At 51.3% G+C, this 17713-nt stretch carries 16 protein-coding genes; 7 read left to right on the plus strand and 9 right to left on the minus strand.

Annotated elements, in window-relative coordinates; translation table 11 throughout:
• Positions 1 to 215: 215 nt before the first annotated feature.
• The 3 genes from D5S03_RS07915 to D5S03_RS07925 are packed head-to-tail and all read right to left on the minus strand — an operon-like array spanning position 216 to position 2545.
• Complete coding sequence (locus D5S03_RS07915; RefSeq protein ID WP_287043379.1) at positions 216 to 1526, minus strand: BCCT family transporter; 1311 nt, start codon at positions 1524 to 1526, stop codon at positions 216 to 218.
• A 35-nt stretch (positions 1527 to 1561) separates the two neighbouring features.
• A complete protein-coding gene (locus D5S03_RS07920) occupies positions 1562 to 1699 on the minus strand; it encodes a hypothetical protein (protein WP_287043380.1) in 138 nt (45 codons plus the stop codon).
• A gap of 12 nt (positions 1700 to 1711) precedes the next feature.
• The gene (locus tag D5S03_RS07925; RefSeq protein ID WP_008871048.1) at positions 1712 to 2545 is read right to left on the minus strand and encodes a universal stress protein; all 834 of its coding nucleotides are present in this window, start codon (positions 2543 to 2545) and stop codon (positions 1712 to 1714) included.
• Between the two features lie 396 nt (positions 2546 to 2941).
• Here D5S03_RS07925 and D5S03_RS07930 point away from each other — a divergent pair, with 396 nt between their 5' ends.
• The 7 genes from D5S03_RS07930 to D5S03_RS07960 all read left to right on the plus strand — a co-directional run bounded on the left by D5S03_RS07930 (position 2942) and on the right by D5S03_RS07960 (position 11679).
• Entirely contained in the window at positions 2942 to 4678 is a 1737-nt protein-coding gene (locus tag D5S03_RS07930; protein ID WP_287043381.1) for a 4Fe-4S dicluster domain-containing protein, read from the plus strand.
• Positions 4678 to 5505, plus strand: a complete 828-nt coding sequence (locus D5S03_RS07935) for a CoB--CoM heterodisulfide reductase iron-sulfur subunit B family protein (protein ID WP_287043382.1) — start codon at positions 4678 to 4680, stop codon at positions 5503 to 5505. The genes D5S03_RS07930 and D5S03_RS07935 overlap by 1 nt, the downstream gene beginning before the upstream one ends.
• 545 nt (positions 5506 to 6050) lie before the next feature.
• On the plus strand, positions 6051 to 6419 hold the full coding sequence (locus D5S03_RS07940; RefSeq protein ID WP_287043384.1) for a response regulator: 369 nt from the start codon (positions 6051 to 6053) through the stop codon (positions 6417 to 6419).
• Positions 6420 to 6802: 383 nt separating this feature from the next.
• The gene (locus tag D5S03_RS07945) at positions 6803 to 7663 is read left to right on the plus strand and encodes a phosphate ABC transporter substrate-binding protein (RefSeq protein WP_008871046.1); all 861 of its coding nucleotides are present in this window, start codon (positions 6803 to 6805) and stop codon (positions 7661 to 7663) included.
• A 95-nt stretch (positions 7664 to 7758) separates the two neighbouring features.
• Complete coding sequence (locus D5S03_RS07950) at positions 7759 to 8250, plus strand: hypothetical protein (protein ID WP_008871045.1); 492 nt, start codon at positions 7759 to 7761, stop codon at positions 8248 to 8250.
• 296 nt (positions 8251 to 8546) lie between these two features.
• Positions 8547 to 9503, plus strand: a complete 957-nt coding sequence (locus D5S03_RS07955; RefSeq protein ID WP_008871044.1) for a substrate-binding domain-containing protein — start codon at positions 8547 to 8549, stop codon at positions 9501 to 9503.
• Positions 9487 to 11679, plus strand: coding sequence for a sigma 54-interacting transcriptional regulator (locus D5S03_RS07960; RefSeq protein ID WP_287043385.1), 2193 nt, complete (start codon positions 9487 to 9489; stop codon positions 11677 to 11679). Before D5S03_RS07955 ends, D5S03_RS07960 begins: the two co-directional genes overlap by 17 nt.
• A 261-nt stretch (positions 11680 to 11940) precedes the next feature.
• Here the strand turns inward: D5S03_RS07960 and D5S03_RS07965 are convergent, their stop codons facing one another.
• The 6 genes from D5S03_RS07965 to nrfD form a co-directional block, all read right to left on the minus strand.
• The gene (locus tag D5S03_RS07965; protein ID WP_008871042.1) at positions 11941 to 12381 is read right to left on the minus strand and encodes a cytochrome c3 family protein; all 441 of its coding nucleotides are present in this window, start codon (positions 12379 to 12381) and stop codon (positions 11941 to 11943) included.
• A 2-nt stretch (positions 12382 to 12383) separates the two neighbouring features.
• Positions 12384 to 13709 carry a (Fe-S)-binding protein gene (locus tag D5S03_RS13780; RefSeq protein WP_008871041.1) on the minus strand — a complete coding sequence of 442 codons (1326 nt, stop codon included), beginning with the start codon at positions 13707 to 13709 and terminating at the stop codon, positions 12384 to 12386.
• A gap of 71 nt (positions 13710 to 13780) precedes the next feature.
• Entirely contained in the window at positions 13781 to 14446 is a 666-nt protein-coding gene (locus D5S03_RS07980; protein WP_008871040.1) for a hypothetical protein, read from the minus strand.
• 184 nt (positions 14447 to 14630) lie between these two features.
• Positions 14631 to 15803, minus strand: coding sequence for a thioredoxin fold domain-containing protein (locus tag D5S03_RS07985; protein WP_008871039.1), 1173 nt, complete (start codon positions 15801 to 15803; stop codon positions 14631 to 14633).
• Between the two features lie 88 nt (positions 15804 to 15891).
• A complete protein-coding gene (locus D5S03_RS07990) occupies positions 15892 to 16509 on the minus strand; it encodes a TorD/DmsD family molecular chaperone (protein ID WP_161598685.1) in 618 nt (205 codons plus the stop codon).
• Between the two features lie 72 nt (positions 16510 to 16581).
• The gene (gene nrfD, locus D5S03_RS07995) at positions 16582 to 17700 is read right to left on the minus strand and encodes an NrfD/PsrC family molybdoenzyme membrane anchor subunit (RefSeq protein ID WP_008871037.1); all 1119 of its coding nucleotides are present in this window, start codon (positions 17698 to 17700) and stop codon (positions 16582 to 16584) included.
• Positions 17701 to 17713: the final 13 nt, after the last annotated feature.

Genomic DNA, 17713 nt, shown 5'->3' on the forward strand with positions numbered 1-17713 from the left:
ACGGTTTTGATTAACGCTTCCTACGTCGTTCAGATCCCGCACTTACTTTTTGGCAAATATTGATTTGAAAACTGGGCAGACGTAGAAAAAGTAAGTGCGGGACCCAGTTTGCAAAGCCCCCGGACCCTGGATATCAGCGGTACGTTTAGACTGATCAATTTTATCAGATGGTGAGTAGTTACTGCAGGTTAACAATGACCGGGTCTGTTGGATTATTAAACCTTTCTCTCATACCGGAATTCATAGCGCAGACCTTTGAGCAGGCAGGCGCACATGAGAAGCATGATGGCGGAAAAGGGCAGGGCCGCTGCAATGGCCATGCGCTGCAGTCCTTCCAGGCCTCCGGCCAGGAGCAGTATGGCTGCAGTTACCGAAACGGTCAACCCCCAGATGATTTTCTTGCCTGTAGGGGGATCGGCCATGCCCCTGGAAGTCATGAGGCTGAGCACAAAGGTGGCTGCATCCGCCGAGGTCACGAAGAATATCACCAGGAGCAGTATGGTGATGAGGGTGAGGATTTCGCTCAGGGGGTAAAACGCATATAACTGAAAAAGCCCGGTGGAAACGTCATGGGCTACAGCAGCGGCTATACCTGCATTATTGCCCAGTTCCAGGCTGAAGGCGGTCCCGCCGAACACGCTGAACCAGACAAAGGTAAGCCCGGTGGGTATAAGAAGGGCTCCGGTTATAAACTCGCGGATGGTCCGTCCCCGGGATATGCTGGCTATAAACAGGCCCACGAATGGAGACCAGGATATCCACCAGGCCCAGTAGAAAAGAGTCCAGTCCTGAGTCCATTCCAGGCCTATGAAAGGGTTGGCGGTAAGGCTTATATTGAAAAGGGCGGTGATGTAGTCGGAAGTCGTGCTGATAAAGATATTCAGGATCATGTTGGTGGGACCCAGCACGAGCATGATTGCAAGCAGCAGCACAGCCAGCATGACATTGCCCTTGCTCATTATCTGCATGCCTTTGTCCAGCCCGGCCATGCTGGAACCCATGAAGATGACCGTAATAATGCCGATGATGATCAGGGTGCTGAAGATATCGGCCTCAAAGGGAAGTATCGAGGCCAGGCCGCTGTTGATCTGCATGGCTCCCAGGCCCAGGGAGGTCACAATGCCGAAAACCGTGGCAAATACTGCAAGGATATCGATTAAGTATCCTGCAAAACCGTTTATCCTGTCGCCGATGAGAGGGTAAAAGCAGCTGGAGATGAGCGGGGGCATCCCCCGCCTGAAGGAAAAATAGGCTATACACAGGCTCATGACAATGTATACAGCCCAGGGATGCACGCCCCAGTGGAAAAAGCTGTGCAGCATGGCGAACCTGGCCGCCTCGGGAGTGTTTGGCTCAATAAATCCAGGCGGGCTCATGTAGTGGCTCATGGGCTCGGCCACGCTCCAGAATATCAGCCCGATGCCCATGCCTGCGGCAAAGAGCATGCTTGCCCATCCGAAATAGGAAAACCTGGGTTTTTCATGGTCCATGCCCAGTTTGATATGGCCGTATTTGCTAAGGGCCATGTACAGGCTGAAAACCAGAAACACAAAGGTGGCAATTAAATAAAACCAGCCATTTCACCATGCAGCCAGGCAGACCATCTGTCCAGAGCATCGGCTGAAAAAATACCTGCCAGGATCACCACGAGAATGGCCAGCAGAGATATTACAAACACTATATTGTTTTTGAGAGTCATGGCTCTGGGTCCTTAGTAGTTTTTGCATGCAGGCAGTCTGCAGGCATCGGGTATTATGAAAATGCTACGCCCGGCCTTGTGGGGAAGTATTTCCGCAGTGGAACCCAGCATCTGGCTTACTGTGCCTGATTTGTCCGACTTGCCTGCGACAATGAGATCAACATCCAGCGTTGCCGCCTGCTTGACTATCTGCTTGCTTACCTGGCCGAGTGTCTCTAGAGGCTGAACCTCATTATAGGCATGTGAGCACTCGATGGCCAGGGCATTGAGGCTGTCCAGCACATTCTTTCTGCGTTTTTCTTCAGTGACCGGGTCAGGGGCCCTTTCCCCCACATGAAGGATGAAGAGCCTGCTTGCCGTGAATCTGCGGTCCACCAGGTAAGGCAGAACTGCAGCGTCTGTATGTTTGCAGTCAGTGGCGTACAGGACCTGCTCCAGGTTGACCGAAGACTTGAATAGACCGTGATTGTAGATAAACACAGGGAGATTGCTCAGGCGGAGTATGTCCGAGTCGATATTGCCCAGCAGGGCGTTGCGGAAAAGGGACTTGGGTGTCCAGTAAATGGCGATGAAGTCGGCTTTTTTCTCCTGAGCCGTCTCGATTATAGTGGTGGGAACATGTCCGCGGCGGATATGCGTGTAAACGTTGAAACCGAAGTTGGTGGCGTCTTTGGCGGTTTTTTCCAACTGTTCTTCAATGTCGCTGCGCTGCTGGGAAGTGATTTTGGGAGCCGCGTGGATAAGGTGAACATCCTTGGTCCCGAAGTTTCCCAGAAACTCGAACATGTGCATAAGTCTCTTTCGGGGTTCCTTAAGACTTATTTTGACTGCGGCCCTTTGCAGCACTCTGTTCTCCTTGAATCATGACCACGCGGGGTTTTGGTTTTTTCAATTCACCAGAAAAAATGATTATATCTGGTTTGTTCCTTTTCAATAATTAATAACGCATTGAAATTCAAGATAATAATTTAGCCGAACTTTATGGCTGCCTGCCGGGTTGTTGATGTCTGGAAATTTAAAGCCCTCGGGTTTGGCGTGGCGTACTCCGGGGTTTTGCTTCAAAATTTGTGTGCGCCTGAAGAAGAATACTTTTTTGGGCTGAAATTTTGGTTGCAATTGATTGGATTGCTGGTTACAAAATTGGTTAGGAGCATGATTGAGGGGTGGATTGTGAAAAACGTGACGTTAACAATTCAGGCAGCAACCTTTAGTCAGGAACCCTTTGGGGGTTGGAGGTAGATAATGTTTTTCACCGTGGGATTGTATGTCTCATTAGCCATCTGCATCCTTGGAACTGTTTACAAGGTCGCCAGATGGTTCAGGCTGGGGGTCACGGAGCAGGACAGAAATATCAAGGCAGGGGCCAGGATAAAGGGGGTGCTTGGTTCCGTGGCCGGGATTTTTTCCGGTCTCAACCTGCCAAGAGTTTTAAAAACCTTATTCCTGGATGTCCTTTTGCTTAGAAGATCCTTTAAGGAGGATCTGTACCGCTGGGTCATGCATATGCTCATTTTTTGGGGTTTTATCCTCCTTTTATTCATGCATGCTTTTGAAAGCTTCATCAGCGAACCTTACCTGCCTGACTACATGTCCACCCTGAATCCGTATCTGTTTTTGAGGGATTTTTTCGGGCTTATGGTCATAGCCGGGATACTCATGGCCGTATACCGCAGACTGAAGATGCCCAGACCCCGCCTGAGAACCCGTTCCATGGACTATGCTGCCATCGGCATAGTGATAGTCATTATTTTATCCGGAATTCTGCTCAAGGGTTCCAAAATCGCCTCTGAGTCGGAATTCATGCGCATGGTGGAGGACTATTCGCACATCTACTATTATGATGAAGAGGTGGAGGCCCTTAAAAGCTACTGGGTGCAGAATTACGGGCTCATTTCCCCGGAGATCAGCCCGCCTTTTGAGGAAAGCGTGCTGGAAGAGGGGGCTGAGTTAAATGACATGTTCTGCGTCACCTGTCACAGCCAGAGCCAGTGGGCGGCTGTAAGTTATGGTTCTTCCAAGCTTACCTACCCCATAACATCTACTTCTGACGGAGAGCACCTGGTATCCTTTTTCTGGTACCTGCATGTCCTGGCCTGCTTTGCCGGCCTGGCTTGGATTCCCTTCGGCAAGATGTTTCATATTTTCACCAGCCCCTTGAGCCTTGTTGTTTCTTCCGTGTCCAGGGAAACCAGGAATGCCGGGTCATCTGCGGTGCGCAGGATGATGGAGCTGGACGCCTGCACAAGCTGCGGGGCCTGCAGTGAGCGATGCTCTGTGGGTACTGCTGTTGAATCCATTCCCAACAGCCTGATTCTGCCCTCGGAAAAGCTGCGCAGACTGCGTCTTTCGGCTGGTGGGGACAAACCCTGCACTGCAGAGCAGCAGGACCTGGCTGAAGCCCTGGTGGTCTGCACCAATTGCCGCAAGTGCACCGGAGTATGCCCTGTGGGCATTAATCTGCAGGATATCTGGGAAGCGTGCCTGGATGACATGTACAGGCAGGGTGTGGTGCAGCCGTATGCCCTGTCTCAGCTGAGCCTCAACAGCATTCTCAGGGCAAGGGCCGAGGCCGGGGCGGACACTCTACCCTGGCTGCAGGACAGAAAAACCGCCGGGGAGATATTTAGAAGCCCCGAGCGGGATGAAGTCCTGGAGGTGCCCGGTATGCTGGATAAGGAACTGGTCAGGTCGCTGGAACTGGCCTACAACTACTGCGTCAAATGCAAGACCTGCACTCTGGCATGTCCTGTGCCGGAGTATTTTGAGGATGCCGGGCGTGAGCTGGGTCTGTTTCCGCATCAGATCGTGCATGCCACTATTCTGGGGCAAAACGATCTGGTTTCATCCTCCAGGATGCTCTGGGCCTGCGTGGGCTGCTATCAGTGCCAGGAACACTGCCCGCAGGAAATACGTGTAACCGATGTGCTTTATGCTCATAAACAGGCTGCTCTGAGCGGCCTGAAGGCAGGAGGAAAATAATGAATACATCCATGCGCTACACGCTTTTTCGTTGCTGCACCTCTGCCCCGCACATGCCCCAGTACGAACAGGCCACGGACATGGTCCTGCAGGGACTTGGCCTGGAAATGCTGCATGTGCCTGAATTCGGGTGCTGTGGATATCCCTTGAGAAACATTGACCAGAACGCATGGCTTCTGGCCTCTGCCCGGAATCTGGCCCTGGCTGAAAGCCGGGGAGCAGCCATTGTGACCGTCTGCAACTGCTGCCTGGGTACATTGAAGCATTGTGCCTGGATTCTATCGCAGAACCAGGAGCTTCACGCCCGCATCAACAAAACACTGGAGAAGGAAGGACTGCACTACAGCGGTGTGGCAAAGGTCAGACATCTTTTTGAGGTGCTGGACCAGGATTTCGGGGTGGAAGCAATAAACGGCAGGCTGCAGCATCAGCTGAGCCATCTCAACCTGGCCCTGCACTACGGCTGCAGGATTCTAAGGCCCAGCCAGGTTCTGGCCGTGGACAACCCGGTGAATCCATCCCTGCTGGACAGGCTGGTGCAGGCTCTGGGAGCGGTCAGTGTCGACTGGGACAAAAAGCTGGACTGTTGCGGGGCCCAGGCCATGGCTACAGACCCTGAGCTTTCGGAGAAAATGAGCCGGTCCAAAATCACCCGGGCTGTGGATTTTGGCGCAGACGCAATCTGTGTGGCCTGTCCCTTCTGTCAACTGAACATTGGAAGATGGAAAGAGGAAGACAACTTCCTGCCGGTGATAGCCTATCCCCAGCTGCTGGCTCACTGCCTGGGCTATCCTGTGGAACTGGCTGGATTGAAAACCACAGTGTGAAGTTGTCAGTTCTCATCAGGGGTCTGCCCTTTAGAGCAGTGCCCCGCATTGCCGTATTTACCCGCTTTTTTCCAGGTCTGATAAAAAGATCCGTCGCCGGGGCATCAAGCCCTGGCAACGGATCTTGAAACTTATCCCCACAGCATCCCTTTCACCCCGTTTATCATCCGCCGGGAGTTTTACTGTTCGGTTTTGGCCAGACATGGTGTATTGTTTCTGTACACAATATCTGCATTTAAGTTTTTGCAGCAGGAGAGAACTTCAGGGTTGCCTGCAATAAAAACATATATTTCAAGTTGTTACCAGGTATAGACTTACGTATTGAATGGGTGCCTGTACTGGAACAGAAATTGCCTTGGTACAGGTGTGGAAAAGGTCGTTGCAAGGTGCATAAAAAGCTCTGCAGCAAAGGCTTATTATCCAGAGAGGTTCACAGGCAGTAGATCAAGGAGGCCTGACCGCTGAGTGCAGTGAAATCTCTGCCCGGGGATAATCTTATGCCGGCGGCAGGTTGTTACAGGCATAATCTTCAGGAGTTGTAAAGTATGACCACAAACCATGTCCTGTTTATATCCACAGAGGATCATGATGAGCAAGTACAGAACATGCTGGTGGATTACGGGGTTCAGGTGACAAAAATCAGCAGCATGCAAGAGCTAAAGGAGCCTGAAACCAAGGGAGAGTACTCAATTGTCCTTCTTGATCTGGATCTGCCCTGCGTGAGCAACAATTCCATTTACTGGTTGCGTAAAATGACCGGTCAGGCCTGGATTATAGGACTTTCCTCCAAAAGATATCATCCTGAACTAAAGGAGTCCATGCGCTCGGACATATTTGCTGTACTGGGCAAGCCTGCTCATAGCAGAGAATTGCAGTACTGCCTGCACAGCCTTTTCGACCTTCAGGACGGCTGAGATGTTCAAGAATCCGGTCAGCTTGTGCATTTATCCGCCATGGCTGGAGAGTTAAGAGTTATCGGTTCACTGTTAACACTACAGCGAAACTTATGATTGACCTCCGGGGACTGGCTCTCCCCGCACTTATTTTTAAAACCTGTTAATCATCCTTCAGAAAAATAAGTGCGGGGGTGCCTGTCCCCAATTGAAATACCATACTCTTTTATAAGTTTCGCTGTAGTGTTAACAGTGGAAGAGGAATGCTTCATGGATTCAAAGGGTTACAGCGTGAGCACACATAGACATTTGATGATTGAAAAAAGCTATAAATCCAGAGTGTTGCACGAGAGCTTTCTTCTGTCCTGGCCATGATAATACAACTTAAAAATGAGGTGTTGAAGATGCAGTTTAAGGTAATGATAATGGGGTTTTTTGCTCTTGGATTTCTGTTTTGTTCGGCAGCGCCCTCAGACAGTGCTGAGCAGAATGTGCTGAACATTGCCGGGGCGACCACCATTCAGCCGGTGCTTGAAGTTCTGGCTGACGATTATCAGCACAAAAGCGGGCAGACAGTTCAGATCCAGGGAGGCGGCAGCAGCAGAGGAATTGAACATGTTCTTCAGGGGCATGGACCTCTTGGGGCTGTATCCAGGGCTTTGACGCCGGAAGAAAAAAAAGAGCTGGAATACGTGACCATAGGCAAAGACGCCCTGGTTTTCATTGTGAATAAACGCAATCCTGTTGAGAGTATAGACCGCGATACTGCTGTCAGGCTTTTTCGCGGGGAGACAAAAAACTGGAATGAACTGACGAACTGGGAGCGCAGCGTGGTGCTGGTTACAAAGGAAATGGGCCGCTCTACTCTTGATCTGTTCGAAAAATATACAGGGATACATCATCCAGACAATCCTGAAGACGGTGAGAATGGGCGGGTGGATGAATCCGCCTACGAAATCGCTTCCAATCTTGACGGGGTGACCCTGGTGGCTGGAATGCCCGGAGGGGTGGGATATATGTCCCTGGGCGCCTCCGAGTATCTGCGGGATAAAGGTATGCCTGTCAAAATTCTGGAGCTTGAAGGTTATTCCATGGACCGTGACAGCATAGTCGCTGGAGATTATCCCATCAGCAGGGAGCTTAACCTGGTTTATAAAGAAGAAAACAAAGATCTGGTGCAGGGTTTTCTGGATTTTTGTCTGGGGCGCACAGGTCAGGAAGCTGTGCGTGATCTCGGGTATATTCCAGTAAAGGAATCGCAGTAAGAAAGGAAACAAGAGGGTATCATTTCAAAAGTAATTTATAGGTTCAGCATCCGGCAAGCAAGAATGTCGGATGAAAGCTGTCAAGGAGTTGCATTATGAAGATGAAAATCATGGCCCCGGTTCTCATATTGCTGGGAGCTGGCCTGGCGGTGCTGGCGCTGCAGTACACCGATATTTTCAACTGGGAAAAAGAGGAGGAGACCCTTGAGCTAACCGAAGCCCAAATGGGCATGTTTCTGGACCTGGAGCGCAAGGTCAAGGCGGTCAGGCAGTCAGTTCAAAACGGTATACTTGCACAGGATGAGGATTTTTTGATCCAGGCCTCCAATCAGTCTTTAGAAGTTTTTGATCTTATAGACAGCCTCACAGATACATTTCCGGAAGCTGAAGGCCTGGAAGAGGCTTATCAGGACTTTTATGCCAGCCTGGTGTCCATTATAACCCTGTTTTTGGAAAATCGACTGGAACCCGGACGGGCCAGACTTATGGAAATGGAAGAAAGTCATGCTTTTATTGACAATAAGCTGCGCGGCATTGTGGCTACTGTCACCGGCGAGGGATGTCTGCCATGTTTTCAGGACCTGTAGACGGGCTGTGGGCTGCAGCCTTGGGAGCGTGTCAGCAGGATTATTCATGTCCAAATGCTGAACAGCAAATCGAAACAAATGGTCAGCATTGCCATTGATCCGCCTTGACCGGAATGTAAAAACATGTTGTTATTCAGCCGGAGTTTTTTCCAGGGCATATTTCACAATAGAGTGGGGTTCGACCGCTCCTGCGGTCATTTTGGACGCGGAGCGTCCGAAGATTGTTCCCACGCAGAGCGTGGGAACAATAAGACAACGTATAGGTTATTATTCCTTATTTCCTAAGAGTTTAACGTATGGGATATACAATTCGCAGGGTGTTTTTTTGTGTTGCTTTGCTGTCCTTGATGACACTCTGGGGCTGCGGCAGTAATGATGACGAGTACGTAACGGTTGATTTTTCAGATACCGTGGAAGTGGATGAGGAGCAGCCCGGCTATTCGGACAGGCCCAGGCTCAAGGCGGCGGTGGGGGCCATGATTTCACCGCGGGAGACTTTTGAGTCCTACAGGGAGATTCTGGTCTACTTGAGCCGGGAAATGGACATGGACCTGGAGTTCGTGCAGCGCAAGACCTATGAAGAGGTCAATGAGCTTCTGGGCAAAAACGAAATTGATCTGGCCTTTATCTGTTCCGGACCTTTCGTGCGCGGCAGGGAGAAGCATGGGTTCAATCTCCTGGCTGCTCCGGTGGTGGACGGCAGCCGGCACTATTATTCCTATCTCATAGTTCATGAAAACAGCCCGTATGAAAGCCTGGAAGATCTGCAGGGTAAAACTTTTGCCTTTACCGATCCAGACTCCAATACCGGGCGCATGGTTCCCCTTTACTGGCTGCATGAAATGGGTTTTGAACCCGAAGAATATTTTGAGGATATTATTTATACCTACAGCCATGACAATTCCATCCTGGCCGTTTCCAAAAACCTGGTGGACGGAGCTGCAGTGGATCATCTTATCTGGGACTACTTTCATAAAAGCGGCAGCGAGATCACCGAGAATACCAGAATTATCAAAAAATCCCGTCCCTTCGGGATACCTCCCATAGTGGCCTCTCCGGGCATATCTCAAGACAAGGCCCAGAGGCTTAAAGAAGTGTTGCTCAGTATGCACCAGGACGACAAAGGTAAAGAAATACTCTCGTCGCTCATGATCGAGAAGTTTGTCGCCGCTGAAGATCATTGGTACGATTCTATCCGGGATATCTACAAGACCTTGAAGACCTGTGAAGACCAAGATGCAGCTAAGCCTTAAGGGCACCCTTATCCTGACTATAGCCGGCCTGGTTATGCTCAGCATTCTGGCAGTGGCCCTGCTGGCCTCGCACCACTACGCCAGGAGCCAGGAAGAGCTCCTGGAAGCCCAGGCGGTGAATCTGGGGCACACTTTAGGAGAAGAGAGCACCGATTTTGTTTTGACCAACGATCTGGTCAGTCTGCAGAGAAGACTGGAGCGCTACAAGCAGACCACTCCACAGGTGAGCTATCTCTTTGTACAGCGCCAGGACAAGATTCTGGCCGCAGTGTTCCAGGGAAACGGGGTCCCCAGAGAGCTTATCGATGCCAACCAGCCCCTGGACAAGCATACATCCAGTCTGAAGAAGATCATGTCTAAAGAGGGAGACAAATACCTGGATCTGGCTGTTCCCATGTTTGAGGGCCGTGCCGGTGTTCTCAGGCTGGGTTTTTCCGAGGAGCGCCTGAGTATGCAGGTGGCTCAACTGTGGCAGGGCATTTTTTCTTTGGCCCTGGTGATACTTGTACCGGCCCTTTTTATCGGCCTGGTGCTCATAAGCAGGATCACCAGGCCCCTGGCTGCACTGGTAAAGGCCGCCGGGGAAGTGGAGCCGGGAAAAAAAATGGATGTGCAGTTTAATGTACAGGGTCAAAAAGAGATTCAGGCCCTGTCTGATGCCTTCAGGCGGATGACCTCCAGGATTCAGGAGTATACCACCAGGCTCGAGGAGCAGGCCGAAGCCCTGGAACACGCCCACAGGAGGATGCAGACCACCTGTGAGGTGGCCAGAAATGTATCCGCCCTAAGCGATATGGATGAGATAGGCGGATATCTCATGCGCCGCATCAAGAAAATTATTCATTGTCCTTCGAACCTGATTCTGGTTTTTGGTCCGGACCGGGATGTCTTGTTTGTGATTACGGAAAAGGGGACATACCCGGTAAGCGACAGGCAGACCGCCCAGAGTATTGACGCCGCTCTGCAGAACCTGCAGGGAGTGGAGACAATCGACGGCCGGGTCTTTGAATCGCTGCCCCTGCCTGAGGGTTTCGTTCTGGGAGAGAAGCAGGTTGTAGTGCCTCTTTACTATGAAGATATCCTGTGCGGAGCTATGCTTGCCTCATGCTCCAGCAAATGCAAATGCGACTCCGACTCCATGGAACTGATAAGCCTGGTTTTGTCCCATGCTTCAGGCACCATCCGCAGGGCAATACTGCACCAGGAAGAGATCAAAAAGCTCAAGCAGGGGGTATCCGAGTCTGCAGGCTTTGAAGGAATGATTGGCCGGGATTACCGGATGCAGACTATTTACAGGCTAATCCAGGACGTGGCCCCTACGGATGTTACAGTGCTCATTCAAGGAGAATCAGGTACGGGAAAGGAGCTGGTGGCCAAGGCGATTCATGCCCGCAGCTCCCGCAGGGACAACCCTTTTGTGGTCATCAACTGTTCAGCATATCCTGCCACACTTCTGGAGAGTGAGCTTTTCGGACATGAAAAAGGGGCCTTTACCGGAGCCATCAGGCAGCGACCGGGCCGTTTCGAACAGGCCAGGGGAGGGACCGTTTTTCTGGACGAAATAGCCGAGGTTGATCTTTCGGCCCAGGTAAAGCTTTTGCGGGTGTTGCAGACACAGAAGTTCGAGCGCCTGGGCGGGGAGAAGAGTATTGAGGTTGATGTGCGTATCCTGGCCGCCACCAACAAGGATCTTCTGGAAGAGGTCAAGGCCGGGCGCTTCCGGGAGGATCTTTACTATCGCCTGGATGTGGTGCCCATCAACCTGCCCCCCCTGCGAGAGAGAGGCAACGATACGGCTCTTCTGGCCAGGCATTTCCTGGAACGCTTTGCAGCAGTGCAGGACAAGAGGATCAATGAGATAAGCTCATCAGCCATGCGGGCTCTTCTGGACTATTCATGGCCAGGGAACGTGCGCGAGCTGGAAAATGTCATGGAGCAGGCCGTAGTCCTGTGCAAGGGCGAAACCATAGCCCTGGAGGATCTTCCCGACAAACTGCAGGGAGCCAGGCCGGCCAGGCGTAAAACCATTGAAGATCAGGAGAAGAACCTTCTTCTGGAAACCCTGGAGGCCTGCGGATGGAACAAGAAAATGGCCGCAGAGCGTCTGGGCATAGGCCGCAGCACCCTGTATGCCAAGCTTAAAAAACACGGCATAATGGACAGCTCTACTTCATAAGGCAGTGATTAAAATCATTATGACAGCAATCCAGAATGACATCCTGCATAACAGAGTTTAAGTCGCCCTGCTGACACCCATACCCCCATACTTCCATACCTCTTAAGGTCGGGGGTGGTTGTTGAGATCCCTTCCTTTACCGCTCAGGTTCGTGGAATAAGCCTGGTTTACTGCGCTTTACTTTTCACTGGTCAAAATCGGGGCTTGATCCGGTTTTCATCCGGAAACTTTCTATTTCCGGATGAAAACCGGCAGCTTTATTTATTCCTGGTGACAGCCCATGCAGGTCCTGGGTCCAGTGGCGTCTTCACCGGCCATGTCCCGGTGACAGGTGATGCACTGGGCATGATAGGCCTGTTCCAGATCCTTTTCCGTGGGGTCGTGGTCCTCCTGGAACCTGGTGCCGGGTTCAGCATGGCAGTCCCTGCACATGACCCCTTCGGCCCCCTCATACAGGTCATGGTGCTCCAGGACATTTTCTCCGTCCTTGTAGTGATGATGACAATCCATGCAGTCAGCTACAGCCATGTGCAGGTCGTGGTCGAACAGGACCGAGGGCTTTTTCTTGCTGGTGTATACGTCTTCATTGTCAATGAGATACTCGGGCATCTGGGCGCTGATGAAATGCGGTGCCAGCATGAGTGCAACAGCCAGGACTCCTCCTGCAAAGATTTTCCAGGGATAATTGATTTTTTTGAACATGATTATCCCACCTCCTCGGTTTCCGGTTCTTCCTGGACTGCGGATTCCTGCCCCTGATCATCCTTAGACAGCATGTGCTCCGGAATGACCATGTTGTGGGCGATTACTTCCTTGAAATGCACCGCCTTGATGCCCAGATCATATTCCTTGTTCAGGTCTCTTATCTGGTCGATACAGTTGTGACAGGGTACAAAGACCAGTTCAGCACCTGTGGCCCTGATCTGATCGGCCTTGATTTTGCCGCACTTGACACGGTGCGGGCGCATTTCACCGCCCATGGGCATGGCCCCGCCTCCGCCGCCGCAGCAGAAGTTGTAGTTGCCCTGGTGCTCCATGGGGCGGAAGTCTTCAGAGAGCATCTCCGCCAGCCTTTGATTTTTTTCCGCCAGTCCTCCGCTGCGAATGACATTGCAGGGGTCCTGCAATGTGGTGGGCACCTTGACTTTTTCCTTTAGCTTGATCCTGCCTGAAGCAATGTAGTCATGATAAAGTTCTACAGCGTGAACCACTTCCTGTTTTGGTTCATGCCCCATCCAGACCTGCGCTTCGTACCGAAGCGCGCGATAGGCGTGGCCTCACTCGGATATGGCCACCTTTTTGGCGTTTAGCTTGTCCGCCTGGGCAAAAGTGTTCTGCACCAGCATCTTGGCTGTTCCCAGATCTCCGCAGAACATGGCCAGATTGGTGTCGTCCCAGCCGTCAGCACTGGGTACGGTCCAGCTTTCACCGACTGCGTTGAATATTATGGCCGCTTCCTGGATGTCCTGGGGATAAAATTTGGGCTCCCTGGCATTTACAGTGTAGAGCAGTTCGGCATTCTGCTTGTCAATGGGTATTTCCAGGGCCGGGTAATCGTCCTCCAGCTCCTCGATGGTCCATTCAATGGTGTCCACCCAGTCTTCCTGGGTCAAAGACATCTGGTTGCCGAACTGCTTGTAGCTCTCAATGGCCGCCATGAGCCCGGCCGGTCTCATGCCGGCCACATTATGCAGCATGGCTCGCTGCAGAGCCACCATGATCCCGACATCAATGCCGAATGGACAGTAAAGAGCGCATCTCCTGCACATATTGCACTCATGAAACAGGGTGCTGTACATTTTCTGGAGGTAATCATCGTTAATCTCGGCCTTGCCTTTCAGGATTTCGTTTATAAAGCGCACCTTGTAGGCCGGGATCATTTCCGGGTTGCGGTTATCGGCTAAGTAAAAATGGCATGTGTCGGCGCACAATGCGCAATTGGCACAGATCTGCAGCCAGGTCTGAAACCTGGCATTGAGCCTTGGTTTTAGAAAATCCGCCAGTTCCTGACGGCTCACCTGTGTAGACATATTACTCCTCCTTAAGATATTGTGACTTGCTTGAACGCTTGAACTGTTAAACTGTCGGGCAGGCCTCGCACCTACATACTGTAGCCTCTTCTGCCGAATTCCACAGCTGTGGCACCCCTGGAGAAGAAAAACAGTACCGAGTGAGACAGCTTGGTAAAGGGAATCAGGATAAGCATCAACTGTCCTGAAAGCATGTGGAAAAGCTGCATGTTTTCCGCCAGAAAGCCTGTAGTGCCCAAAGTTGCATGTGCTGCCAGATAACCTGTGAGAAAGGGTAGAATGGTTACCACAAGCAACAGGTAGTCTGCAGGCCTGCTCAAAAGTTTAAGATCCGGGTGAATGGCGCGGCGTACCATCAATGCCAGCCCTATTATTACCACTGCCAGAGTCATCCACTTGGCCAGTCCGGCCGGCAGGGAAGCCCAGGAAATACCGAATCTGGACATTTCCCACATAACGATATGCTGGTAGGCAAATATGGGCAGCAGTATGATGCAGACATGAAAAAGATAAACCGCCAGACAGTACAGGGGTTGTTTTTTAAAGGTTTCATTGTTGGGCAGAAGCCACTTGGCATAGGTGGCAAAAACCCATTTCCAGCTGAAATACTTGTGGATAAGTTTATCCGTTTTTTTGGAAGCGTTGTAATACATGATACCCTTGACCACTATCCCCACCAGAAAGACCAGGATGGCGATCCACGTCAGCGGACCTTCCACAAATGCGTAAAAATCCATAAGACCTCCTTGTTTAACCTTCTTATAAAAACACACCTTTTTGGTAGAATATTATTCCGGACATGTCCAGAGAAAATCATGTAAAAAAAGGTAAAAATTTGATAAACGCAATGCACGTCAGGGTCGATCCAGAGAGATCTCCTTAGTGTATGCCCTCCTTTATACCTGTTTTTCTTTGTTGTTGTCAGAGGGCGTAATAAAACAGGTATATGCCTCCCAGTATCAGCAGCACGCCGCAGGTTTTCCGGAGTACAGAGGAGCCCGGGGACAGCTCATTCCAGCGCAGGAAGAAATAGAGAAATCCTGGTGACGCTCCTGCTGCAACCAGGAGCATGCAGTGGGCCAGGGCAAAGATGCCCAGGAGCAGTAGACCGAAAACCTGCTCTGCCGATGCCAGGGACAGAGTCAGCCCCAGCATGGGAGCCATGAAAACAAAAGTGCACGGCCCCAGGCCTACGCCGATGACAAGTCCCAGGAATACTGCCCCTTTCTTGCTGCTGTTTTTTGGAACAAGTCTGTCTACCAGGGACCAGTGCAGCGGCACCAGTCCTGCCAGGTTGAGACCAAAAAGCAGCAGGACTATCGCCACCAGGTAATAGGGCAATGAACCTAAGTCGCCAAGGAGCCGCCCCGCCATTGCAGTGATTATACCCACAACCATAATGCATATCAGTATCCCCAGGGCAAACATCAGGGATAACACTGTAGCCCTGGCAGCGGTTTCAACCTTTCTGCGGTTGATGTAGCCGATAATCAGGGGGATACTGGCCAGGTGACAGGGGCTCAGGATCACACTCAGTATTCCCCAGACAAAGGCTGCAGCCATGGCGGTCAATGGAGCACCCTGTACCGCCAGGCTGAGCCGGGAAAAAATATAGTCCAGCGACAAATAGTCTCTCACACCACGTGAAGGCACGACTATCTGTACATCATAGCCAAGGTCCGCCCAGGTCTCCAGGATATGCTTTCTGGAAAGGTAGCCTTCGTGGCGGTAAAGCTCCTCTCCTTCTTTGTCCAAAAAAATCTGAGTGGGGACCATGCGGATATCCAGCTTTTCCGTGATCCCGGAATGTTTGTGCATGTCATAGTAATGGGTTTCAAAGATGGAATCATAGTTTGCCTGCAGTTCCAGAAGGTCGCCGGCCATGCGTCGACAGGGTGGACAGGCTGCTACGCCTACGTTTACCAGGGCCGGTTTTTCCAGTTCTCCAGATAAAACTGCATCTGGTTCAGGAACTGTCCTGGAAGTGATTACTTCATAATCCGAGCCCAAGGCCCCTGAAGGCATAAAAAGGATTACAGCCAGAAATGCCAGGCCTGGGAGCAGGCCTTTCAGCAGAGAACCCTTTTTTTGCATGGCTGCTCTCCTCTTTAATGCTTATCCGGATTAGCAGATTTAATTTCAGCCAAATTTTGCCCTCTCCAGGGAAAGGGCAAAAAAGTGTTCAAGATGGACGTGTCAGTCCCAGTTCCTGCTTGTCCTTTAAAATGACCGATTTTGTGAGTCTGGCCAGGTGGCGGTAGAAGTCGGAGCTGGTGTTTTTAAAGAGCGTATCCGCAAAAACAGGACCCCACAGACCCAGGTGTCTCTTTAAAAAGTCCAGCCTCTGGGTGCGAAAATCAATGGCGCTTGCCTGGTCTTTATTTTCCAGGGCCTGGTTTTCGTGGTAAAGCAGATAGTACATGAATTCAAGCTCAACAGCGATATGATCCGGGGGGTCATTGAAATCTTCAGACATATTCACTCCTGCTTTGCGGTATGCGTTTTGCGCTTCTACGGCGGAGTCGTCCATAATCTGCTGGTTTTGCATGTTGTGCTGAAAATAAATTGAGCCGTAGGGAGGAACAGCCAGCTCAAAGGGTCCAACAAAAAGTCTGGAATATTCTTTTTTCAGGTCAAGCATTTCCTTATCCCGGCTTTCCACAACCTTTTGCATTTCCAGGGCCGGTTCCAGCAGGTCCTGGTCCCATTCCTCTATCGCGGGGTTTATTCTTTGCACTGCCTGCACCAGCTTTTCATCTGGCTGGAAGTAGCAATCTGCTAATGATTTGTAGACCTGCATTTTCATATGCAACCTTTATAATTTTTTAAATGCCCGGGAGATGCAAGGTGCTTCCTTCTCCCGGGCATTTTGTTAATGTTCCGGAGTTGCTTCCAGATTCAGATACTTGACCCCCAGAGAGTAAATCATCAAGCAGAGGGACAGGGCCAGGATGATTGTGCCCCACTCGAAAAAGCTCGGGGTATAGGTAACAATCTCCGGCCTGGTTTCAGCCATGGCACCTATGGGCATTACCTGGGCCGACAAAAGCATTACCAGCCTTCCGGCGAACATGCCCACCAGGGCCAGTACAGAAGCCACCACCTTGCCTGCCGCGGTCTTGCGTATGGCAGGGACGACCATCAGGATCAGCGGGATTATCAGACCAAGCCAGAGTTCCATCTGGTAGATGCCTGTCCCGGCGATATACCTGAAGCCCTGGAATTCAACCTGCAGAGAGGTGTAGCCTATTATGGCCCTGAGGATAAACACAAACAGGGCTATGGCCAGCATCACGGCAAAGATTTTGGCCACCTTGTCAAAGGCCGTCTCCTCCTGCTGAGACATACTGCCCCGGATTGCGGAATGCACAAAAGAGGCCAGGACTATGGCCGCCATGCCGCTGGTCAGGGCTGTAACTGCGAAGTACAGGGCGGTAAAGTGTCCGAAGAATGCGGGCCTGGCATCAGCAGTGCCGAACACGATGCTTAGAGCAGTATAAGCCATGATCATCAGGCCCAGGGCCAGCAGGCCTCCTGTCCAGCTTCTGGTAGTATGCCATTCACCCTTGTTGATGAAGTAGAATTTGATGAGCACAAAGGCCAGATAAAAACCATAAAGGACCGCCATCCACCATATTGGGGATGCAGGATTGGGCGACAGACCTATCCAGACGGTATTAAGCAGAGTGGACATGGGACCCAGATCCAGGCCTTTGCACATGATGCCCACCAGCAGAGTGGCAAAGGCCAGCAGGGCCGCACGTTTGGCAAATGGATAATATTCCTTGAGCCCGAAGATGGAGGGCAGGGAAGACAAGAGGGTCAACCCGGCCGCTGTAAGGGCAAAGAAAAGATATCCGGCCATGGGCAGGGCCCAGAATGTCACGTCGTTGAGATTGTATACCCCAAGGCCTCTGACTACTACTGTCAGGGCCGTAAAAAGCCCTATCAGCAGGCCTATCCCCAGCAGGCCGAACCATGCTTTACTCATTTAAAAAACCTCC

Source organism: Desulfonatronospira sp. MSAO_Bac3 (assembly GCF_003838035.1).
GTDB lineage: Bacteria > Desulfobacterota > Desulfovibrionia > Desulfovibrionales > Desulfonatronovibrionaceae > Desulfonatronospira > Desulfonatronospira thiodismutans.

Bases quoted from the DNA above. Each gene is read 5' to 3' on its own strand.
- D5S03_RS07960 (WP_287043385.1), top strand. From the start codon at position 9,487: ATGCAGCTAAGCCTTAAGGGCACCCTTATCCTGACTATAGCCGGCCTG.
- D5S03_RS07950 (WP_008871045.1), top strand. From the start codon at position 7,759: ATGAAGATGAAAATCATGGCCCCGGTTCTCATATTGCTGGGAGCTGGC.
- D5S03_RS07945 (WP_008871046.1), top strand. From the start codon at position 6,803: ATGCAGTTTAAGGTAATGATAATGGGGTTTTTTGCTCTTGGATTTCTG.
- D5S03_RS07965 (WP_008871042.1), bottom strand. From the start codon at position 12,381: ATGTTCAAAAAAATCAATTATCCCTGGAAAATCTTTGCAGGAGGAGTC.
- D5S03_RS07955 (WP_008871044.1), top strand. From the start codon at position 8,547: ATGGGATATACAATTCGCAGGGTGTTTTTTTGTGTTGCTTTGCTGTCC.
- D5S03_RS07935 (WP_287043382.1), top strand. From the start codon at position 4,678: ATGAATACATCCATGCGCTACACGCTTTTTCGTTGCTGCACCTCTGCC.
- D5S03_RS07915 (WP_287043379.1), bottom strand. From the start codon at position 1,526: ATGGCCCTTAGCAAATACGGCCATATCAAACTGGGCATGGACCATGAA.
- D5S03_RS07990 (WP_161598685.1), bottom strand. From the start codon at position 16,509: ATGCAGGTCTACAAATCATTAGCAGATTGCTACTTCCAGCCAGATGAA.
- D5S03_RS07985 (WP_008871039.1), bottom strand. From the start codon at position 15,803: ATGCAAAAAAAGGGTTCTCTGCTGAAAGGCCTGCTCCCAGGCCTGGCA.
- nrfD (WP_008871037.1), bottom strand. From the start codon at position 17,700: ATGAGTAAAGCATGGTTCGGCCTGCTGGGGATAGGCCTGCTGATAGGG.
- D5S03_RS07940 (WP_287043384.1), top strand. From the start codon at position 6,051: ATGACCACAAACCATGTCCTGTTTATATCCACAGAGGATCATGATGAG.
- D5S03_RS07930 (WP_287043381.1), top strand. From the start codon at position 2,942: ATGTTTTTCACCGTGGGATTGTATGTCTCATTAGCCATCTGCATCCTT.
- D5S03_RS07920 (WP_287043380.1), bottom strand. From the start codon at position 1,699: ATGACTCTCAAAAACAATATAGTGTTTGTAATATCTCTGCTGGCCATT.
- D5S03_RS07980 (WP_008871040.1), bottom strand. From the start codon at position 14,446: ATGGATTTTTACGCATTTGTGGAAGGTCCGCTGACGTGGATCGCCATC.